Genomic DNA, 8645 nt, shown 5'->3' on the forward strand with positions numbered 1-8645 from the left:
CAGGAAAAATGGCTAAGTCATATTGCTAATTGTTTTTGGCGTTCTTCTGAAAACCTGCTTTCTAAAATTATGAACTTAAAATAGGCTATTAACGTCTTGCCGCATGAAGTGTGCCGATGCGTGTGGTATATTCGCGTTCCTAATTGCACTTTGTGCTCGCGCGGGAGCTTAAACTCCCAAAACCTGGCTCGGCAAGGCATTCTTTATTGCGGTTTGTTGTGGTGTCGTTATTATTCTTTTTCCAGAAAAATAGCTTTAAATATCTAGAATCTATAATGGAATAAAACAATCAGACTTAAGAAGTTTAATAACATTATAATGAGTTGTCTATTATAATGCCTTGCTCTTTATCTTTAATGTCGATGACAATTGTAGTTGCCCAAATGTCACCTAATCTCTGGTTATATTTTGAGTTTTTAATCGCAATTATTCCAATTATGCCAAAAGTATAAATATCTATACAATCAAGTAGATGTCTCTTAATAGATTGTCCAAGAGATAAGTCTAAATTATTAAAGTCACCTTTTATTGATATTGGCTTTAAGTCATTTAGATAGTTTCCGAGAGTCGTTCCAAATATTTGCTCAATTCCAATTGTCATTAATCCCCAAAACAAACTTACAAATAACGCTGGAAAACCGGATAAAGAATAGCCACCTTCACTACTTTGTTCTCCATAAAATATTAGCATTCCAATCATAAAAGCGTAAATAAATCCATAGTCAATTACACAGGCATAAATTCTCTTACCTAAGTTCGGTTTTGTTTTAATTTGAATTTTATTCATTCGTGCTTCTATTTTATTAAAGAGTTTGCTGAAAATTCATCTTGTGATAGGGCATTCACTTAATTGTGGGAAATGCACCACAACGGATGGCGGTATGAAACGTTGGGAAATTCGGAGCTACCTCACTATCAAAATACAATAAACTTTGATGCGAGAACTGAAGTTCAAGTAACCACTTAACTCCCAATGTTTTATGACCGCGTGTTGGCATTTCGTTGTTTATTCGCTTGCTATTACTTCTAAATCAACCTTATATGTTTCTAAAAGATGATTTTCAGTTACAGCTAATAATTCTAATTGTTGTTCAGATGCTCTACCTATCGATAAACCTGGCTGAACTATATAAATTTTAAAGTCCGTCTTATAAAATCGCTTGCTTTTTTCTTTAACTAGTGCTAGATTTTCTAGCGTACCTTTCTCAAATCGGGAGTTTTTACCGTTTGAAACTCTTCTTGATTCCCTTTGAATCATATGTTTGAATAATTCAAAACCACCTTTGCCTTTCCAAAACACACTTTTTTGCGCTTGTCCGCATACTTCATATAAATCACTTATTCTAGCCCCTGCATTTTCACCATGCGAATATTTTAAGTGATATAGTTCAACAATTATTTTTTTAGCAATATCATCAACTTTTATCGTAATCAAATCCGCTGCTTCTCCCGAACTATCGTCATCGAAGATTATATCAAAATCTTTACCCTGTAGTTCCGTAATTACTTTGTGCTGTATATTACCAGTAGCTTTCTGCTCTCCTTGTGATTCCTCTCTAATATTAACGCCCGTCCAATCCCATGCCTTAATTTTATCACGTTCATATGAACTTCCTTCAAAAACGAAATCAACGAATTGATTTCCTTCTAGCCATGCCCCGTTAAAAAAACGAATAATAGGAGAATAACTATAAAAGTATTCAGATAAGGGATGTGCAGTTGCTCCAAATTGTATTGAACATGGATTTTCAACGTTTATAAAAGCAAAATTATCTGCATTTATTTCCAATCTATAAACTGACCTAAATCTTTCATTATAAAGAACAATGTTTATGTCTCCCGTTTCTAATGGGTTAAGCAATTCCAATTCAAATGAATCAAGAGGGTAAGAAAAATCATTATGGACTATAAAAACAGCCTGTTCATTCTTTTTATAAACTTCATCATTCCACTCAACCGTAATTGGCATTAGCTCTGGTCGTCTATCAACTTTATGAGGGTATATTGCCCCGCTAAGAATTGTATTTGGGTCTATTGTTTCATCAAGTAATTTATCACCTGTATAATTACACCAATTTATTAATTGTTCGATGTTGCCATTTTTTCTTGTCCATACTCGACCTTTGTAGGAACAACCAATAGACACCTTTTCTCCAGCTTCAAATCCAACTCCAAAAATATTGGATTTAATTTTGTTCAATAACTGAACAGGACTTAGAGCAGGCTCAATATCTTCCCCTGTATACATGGTGAAGTTTTTTTGCTTTCCAAATTGCTCTTTTAATCCGACGTTATTTATTTTTAATCTGGTGATTTTCCCTAAACTCCTATACACGTCTTCAGCATTTATAGGAGATGCTGTTCCTAATGATACCGCCTCTGCAAGTTTTTCGAACATGCTCCCATTTGCAGAACAATTAATGTAAAGTAGCTGCTGGTTTTGATTCCAATAAACAACATATAAAGTCCACTCTAATCGATAAATATCTTTTAAATCACCCCATTTAACAGGAACTCTATTCCCTGTTACAATCACAAGTGTTCTTTTTTGGCTATTTATATCGGAATAAACTTGGTCGAAATTATCAATACCAATTATTCCTTTTTCAAAGTCATTCGGCTGCCAAGTATCTGTATTTGTTTTGTAGACAACCGTACTTAATGCAGGTCTAATATTTTGAAGTTGTATTTCATCAGGAAATTTATCAAAACCTTGCATGAATTCATAAAGACTTTCCTGCTCTCTTGAATTTTCATCTGAGATAACAGGTAAGATTTGATTCCAATCGGAATCTTGGGAGTATAAGGCTTGTAATTCTTCTGTAACCTCTACATTAGCAAGGTTAACTATTATAGATGCATTCCCAAGATTATTATCTCTATTTGTCCGTGTAAACCTACCTGCTAATTGTAAAGTTATAGGCAAGCTTTTCTTCACATCATGAAATGCTGCAATTTTCAATTCAGGCATATCAAAACCTTCACCAAACATATCAACGCAAATTATAATGCGAGTTTCATAATTCAAGATTTTGCGAATAGCTTCTTTCTGTTCTTCTTTTTTTAAACCTGTATGCGCTTGAATAGGATTTAAATCCTCATATTCTTTGTAGATTTCGTACACTTCATTAGCGCGAGGAGTTGAGTTTACCCTAGCCATAAGAATGTGGTTATTTCCACTTGCTATATCTGCTCTTAATATCTCAACTGCTTTCTCTGCTATAGACCTATCATAGTCAGAAGAATTAAACTCGTATATTGGGTAATAATCAATTTTCTTAAAATACCCCTCTTCTTGTGCTTTGTTCAGTGGGTAATTGAATATAATCTTTCCTCCAATTGATTTATCGTCATTGCGAAATGGTGTTGCTGTAAATTGTAATATATGCTTCTCTTTAAAAGCTTCAATGAACTTCCTCCATGTCTTTGCAGCAATGTGATGTGCTTCATCAATAAACAAGTGAGAGCAGTATTCTGAAATTCTCGTTTGAATTTGAGGACTAATTTGCCCGACAACACTCATAGTTGTAATAATCACATTACATTTTTCAAAGAAATTATTGACCTCTTGTTCCGTTTGAGGGCGGTGTTTTAGAATTCCAACCCTTGGGAAAAGACTATCTTCATTTACTATACCTAATTGTTTTAACAAACCTAGAGATACAAACTTCTTAGCTAATTGAGAGCGTAATGCATCTGATGGGACAACGATAAGTATTCTTTCACAATTTGCAGCAATTAATAGAGAAAGCATTGTCTCCGTTTTTCCAGTTCCAGTTGGCATTACAATTGTGGCTGGCTCGGAACCAATCTGCCAATGTGCTAAAGTTGCATATATACCACCTATTTGAGGAGAACGAAGACCTTCAATTCCTTCGTCTAGATTTTCTTGCTTAAATGAAAAGGCTCCATTATAAGATTCCTTTACTTCGTTGTATGTATTTGGTTCTGAAAAATCAGGGTGCTTTATCCAAATGTAATTACTGAAATCACCGTCATTAATATTGTCAAAGTTTTTCGCTTGAAGAACGTAATCGAAACGTTCATTTGCAGACCAATTCTTTTTTGAAGAAACTAATATTTCTCTACCACCATTTTCGGTCAACACATAACCATTTACTCTATTATAAGAATGTCCATCAACTGTCCCTTCTATTTCTTGCTTGTCAAACCCTAATTGATAAACGAAGTCTTTACCAATCTTCTCTGTTAAATTAAAATGGCTGGGTAGGATTACTTTCATGTTTTATCAATTTAGGTTTATTATATGCAGGATGCTTCTTACAATGAATGCCAACGGATGGCAATAAGAAACGTAGGGCATTTCGAAGCTCCTACCTATCAAGTTACCAAGCCGTTTATTAAATGTTATGTCGTTCAAATTTAGCATTTTCCGCCCTATGTTTTTTATTGCGTGTTGGCAAACGTTTTTATTTACAAGCTTGTTTAAACTGTAATCCGTATTCATTTATATGTAATACACTTTTATGCGACTTGATGGCTAAATCCATATCAGGTTTAACTTTTTGATAGTTTATCAGTATATTTTCTAAATCTTTAGCTGTTTCCAATTCAGTATACCCATCTTTTCCAGCAGTTCTATCAAATAATAAATCAATAAGTCCAAATTTGCTTAATCTAACCAGACTTGCAGAAATATCAAAAATATCATAACCTACTATAATCCACCCTAAATACCACTCAGGCATAGCACCAATGAATACCTTACCTTGTCCTTTAATTTCGACATTTGGATTTATCGCTTTTTGATATCCTGTTTGCTGAGATAATTTATCAAACACCTTAGCATCTAAACTATTCATTTGTTTTATAATTTCAACAAATGAAGGATGGGTTTTCTTTGACATCGCAGAATCCATTGAATTGGCAAGTAAGTTGAGATACATCTCTCTTAATGTTTCATTTTGTGCGGTATATGTCAATGCTTGCATTAATGGAACTGCAATTTCTGGGTCAGGTGTTTTTCTTCGCTCTTCAGGAATTTTCTCAAATCTTTTATTGATTCCTTCGGTTACAACTTGTTCAATTTTCTCCCATCCCCAGAGTAGTCCGCGAACAGGGGCTAACAAGGCTTTAACTGTTCTTCCAGCAACGTCACCGATTTCTTTTGCTGCTGGCTTTGCAATATCTTGATATACTTCAGGAGCTAATTTTGAAGCTTCATCAACGATCTTTTTAGTTGATTCAGGGTCTATCATTTTTCAATATTTAATTTGTTAGTACGAGGTGTCATAAATGTTTGCCAACGTGTTGAGGCTATGGCCTGTTCCGCTTTATTTTGATGCACATAGTTACATAAAATCAACAAACCTCGTAAACCCGTTTTACTTTCCTAATTCAGTAGCGGTATAGGCTATGAGCCGCTGTTGGCACAAGTTTTTATTTACTTTCAAAATTTCCCCATCCGCATCGAACTCTTACAAAATAAGGTTCTGCAGGATAAAGCCCATTATATAAATATTCTAATAATTTATCTTCACGAGGTATTTCTATTTTCTCATTATAATTACATCGTCTATGATGATATATTATCATTTCATTATACAAAATATAAGCAGAGCCAGCTTTTGAGAATATTTTCCAATACAATTTATTTTCCCATTCTGTAGAATCATTATTATTGTCGAGATTTGAATTCAAAACTCTCTGAAACTGCTTCTTTGCCTCTTCATTATTATTAAAAATGAGGAATTCAAATGAAACGTAGCTATAATATTCAATTACTTTTCTCAAGTCTAATGCCTTAGGTCCTAATTCATATCCCAGTTCAATAATTGCTAGACTATCTTCTTTTAATTCTACACTTACATCTACATAATTATTCCACTCTCTAATTGTGTCCAATTCAAACTGATTTTCTAATTCATATAGACTATCAATAAAAGTGGCAATATCAATTACTGTTTTTGATTTATTGTCTTGTTCAATTACAATCGTGGTATCAATTTTTTCTGTATTAAATTTAGATTTTAGAACATGAGCATTATTGTCTTGATTTTCTTTTGCATTCTTGCAACCTATTTGCATTACAATAAATAATATAATAATAGCTCTTATCATCTTGTTAAATTTGTGCCAACGGATGGCGGTAAGAAATCGTTGCGCACTTAAATGCGCTTCAGTATCATGTCGCTATGCCGTTTGTTAAATGTTATTTTGTTGCAATTTAGCACTTTCTGCGCAATGTTTTTTACCGCGTGTTAGCGGGTCGTAATTTATTGATAATCTATATTTAGTGGTATAAAATATTTCTGTCTTGTTGGTTTGCCGTACAAATATGCAGGTTTCCAATTAGGCATTTCATTTATTATTTCTTTAACTTTCTTATCAGTCTTTTCTCCAAAACCTTTACGGATTATTGGATTAATCGCTTTACCTGTCGTGTCTATTTCTACCTCAATGTACAGCTTAGTCTTTATTCCGTCCTTCATATCAGTTTTATCAATTTCAAGTCTGGTTAAGATATACTGCATTAATTCATGTGTTCCTCCAATATATTCTGCATTTGTTATCCAGTTATCTGTTTGTTCCAAACTATCAGCTAAAATCTGAGCCTTATCAAGAAAGTCATAACCGTACTTGTCTTTTAAATAAATTGTCATAACAGAGTCATAGCAATCATAATATTCCAAATCATCCGTAAAATACCACTTTATGTCATAATAATTATTTAATAAATAAGTGTAAGTATTTTCTATTGGCAGAAATTCCAAAGAATGAAAAGAATAGTCTGAGTTAACAAAATCCTTTTTTGCTTGATTTGAAGCTTTTTCACAATCGGTCTTGGTTTCAGTCAGTTTCAGTATTTTTCCATTAGCTATTTTTAAATTAAATCTCTTCGTGTTCTTAACTGAATCATTGTCGTCTATCAAAACAAACCAGCTTTCATATTCAAGCAAATCTCCTGTAAACCAATCTGCGAACACTTTATTATTAATAACTCTGCGATTGCGAAACACTTTGTTTAATTTGAATTCAAATTCTTCGCAACCATCGATTAATTTAGTCAAGAATAAGCTATCATTTTCAATTGTCCATGTAGCAACATGTCCTCTCCAACAGCCACTCGAAATACAAAAATCCTCACTGTCTCCATAAATCTGTTTACGAATCAATGAATCGGAATCCATAAGAATCTCGAATGGGTATGTTTCAAGGTAAATAGTATCCGACTTGTAAATTAGTTTATCAGGAGTTTGTTCCGTAGCATAAATTGTCAACGAAATCAAACTGATTATTGAAATAATTAAAGGTCTGTAAATATTCATAGACTTGATTAAATAATTGATTCTAATCAGTTAGATGATTTTTAAACGTAAATTCCATAAACAATCTAGCGTTTTTTCTGTGCACGCTGCTTTATGCCCGCTAACGGTAAATTGTATGAGTAGTGGCAGAGTGCGTGGCACTTTCCTGTCAAACCGCTACGCAGTTTGAGCGGGCTACAAACCTTGATATTTAGTACTTTCCCTGCCATTACTTATACAAAATGTTATGCGCTTTTATTTTTTAAAGAAGCCTGATTTTAGTCCTAATGATGATTTTTTAGATGACTTAATCACGGCTGATTTTGTGTTAGAAACTGGTTGTAACACCCATGTGTCTTCATCCTCAACCATTTTTAGTGTACTTGCCGTTAATTCAGGAATTTCTACATAATCTTCTTCTTCCCAATTAGGCACTTCTTCCCAAGAATAAAGCAATTGTGTTTCTTCCTCATCATTCCATTTCCATTGTGCTAAACCACCATCACTTTCATCTTCTGGATTCGCAAATGAAACAAAATAGGTTCCAGCTTTTGAAAATAAAACAGTTAATTCCATATCTGTCCCAGCAACAGGTTCTCCATTTTCCGTTACCATTTCCCATGTTCTACATAGTAAATCTGTATTTGTTGAAGTTTGAATTTCATCTTGTTTTGACGCTGTTATAATAATTTCACTATCAGGATTACTTGATAATTGAATTGTGAAATCTATTGATTTTTCATTTACTTCAGATATTGTGAGAGTTCCAAAATCTGAAAGAACAATTGTTGTATTGTCAATAATCTCATAAGTTCCAAAAAGGATAATTTGGTCATTTGTTGATTTCGTTGTCGTATTTTTCACAACTATATAATTACCACTTTCATTAAATTCAAATGATTCATAATCACTCGAATTGTTAACTGTCCACTTGGCACTAATTGTTTCTTTCTCCAAAGTTTCTTTTGGGTCATTTTCGTCTTTATCACATGCCGTAATAAATGTTAACACTAAGATTGCAAATAGAATCTGTTTTAAGTTTCTCATCTTTCTAAATTTTAAGTTATTAATTTGTTGAACTGTGTACTGTGTTGTAATTGCGCATAACGGCCGGCCGCATGGTGCTGTAAGGCATTTTAACCTTACCTACTCTCTAAAATGAGCAGAGCCAAAGCGCTGTTTTGTTTTTATTTTTTTTGTTCTAAAAGTCAAACAGCGTTTTGGCGCTGATGACCGAAGTCATAAATTCTCCAATTTGAACTAAGCCTTATGCACTATAGCGGCTTGTTATAGCCTGTTTTTCTTACTTCTTAGTTGCTGAAATGTTATTAACCGCACAAAGCCAAAAACAATTATATATAGTTCTCGATTTAAGCA

6 protein-coding genes are annotated in these 8645 nt (G+C 33.4%); all 6 read right to left on the reverse strand.

What is annotated here, in order from left to right; translation table 11 throughout:
• Positions 1–313 precede the first annotated feature (313 nt).
• The 6 genes from ACRD7B_RS22230 to ACRD7B_RS22255 all read right to left on the reverse strand — a co-directional run bounded on the left by ACRD7B_RS22230 (position 314) and on the right by ACRD7B_RS22255 (position 8315).
• On the reverse strand, positions 314–787 hold the full coding sequence (locus tag ACRD7B_RS22230; RefSeq protein ID WP_430826869.1) for an RDD family protein: 474 nt from the start codon (positions 785–787) through the stop codon (positions 314–316).
• 219 nt (positions 788–1006) lie between these two features.
• Positions 1007–4243, reverse strand: coding sequence for a DEAD/DEAH box helicase (locus ACRD7B_RS22235; RefSeq protein ID WP_430826870.1), 3237 nt, complete (start codon positions 4241–4243; stop codon positions 1007–1009).
• A gap of 187 nt (positions 4244–4430) precedes the next feature.
• Positions 4431–5219: a DUF4393 domain-containing protein gene (locus tag ACRD7B_RS22240; RefSeq protein ID WP_430826871.1), complete on the reverse strand. Its 789-nt coding sequence runs from the start codon at positions 5217–5219 to the stop codon at positions 4431–4433.
• Positions 5220–5400: 181 nt separating this feature from the next.
• Complete coding sequence (locus ACRD7B_RS22245) at positions 5401–6081, reverse strand: hypothetical protein (RefSeq protein WP_430826872.1); 681 nt, start codon at positions 6079–6081, stop codon at positions 5401–5403.
• 155 nt (positions 6082–6236) lie between these two features.
• Positions 6237–7289 (reverse strand): hypothetical protein, encoded by a 1053-nt coding sequence (locus tag ACRD7B_RS22250; RefSeq protein WP_430826873.1) that lies wholly within the window; start codon positions 7287–7289, stop codon positions 6237–6239.
• A gap of 234 nt (positions 7290–7523) precedes the next feature.
• Positions 7524–8315 (reverse strand): hypothetical protein, encoded by a 792-nt coding sequence (locus tag ACRD7B_RS22255; protein WP_430826874.1) that lies wholly within the window; start codon positions 8313–8315, stop codon positions 7524–7526.
• Between the last annotated feature and the right edge of the window lie 330 nt (positions 8316–8645).

Origin of the sequence: Carboxylicivirga fragile (genome assembly GCF_050589805.1) — a bacterium.
In the GTDB taxonomy this organism is placed as follows: Bacteria; Bacteroidota; Bacteroidia; order Bacteroidales; family Marinilabiliaceae; genus Carboxylicivirga; species Carboxylicivirga fragile.

Coding starts and splice junctions, on each gene's coding strand:
- ACRD7B_RS22230 (WP_430826869.1), bottom strand. CDS start 787: ATGAATAAAATTCAAATTAAAACAAAACCGAACTTAGGTAAGAGAATT.
- ACRD7B_RS22235 (WP_430826870.1), bottom strand. CDS start 4,243: ATGAAAGTAATCCTACCCAGCCATTTTAATTTAACAGAGAAGATTGGT.
- ACRD7B_RS22240 (WP_430826871.1), bottom strand. CDS start 5,219: ATGATAGACCCTGAATCAACTAAAAAGATCGTTGATGAAGCTTCAAAA.
- ACRD7B_RS22245 (WP_430826872.1), bottom strand. CDS start 6,081: ATGATAAGAGCTATTATTATATTATTTATTGTAATGCAAATAGGTTGC.
- ACRD7B_RS22250 (WP_430826873.1), bottom strand. CDS start 7,289: ATGAATATTTACAGACCTTTAATTATTTCAATAATCAGTTTGATTTCG.
- ACRD7B_RS22255 (WP_430826874.1), bottom strand. CDS start 8,315: ATGAGAAACTTAAAACAGATTCTATTTGCAATCTTAGTGTTAACATTT.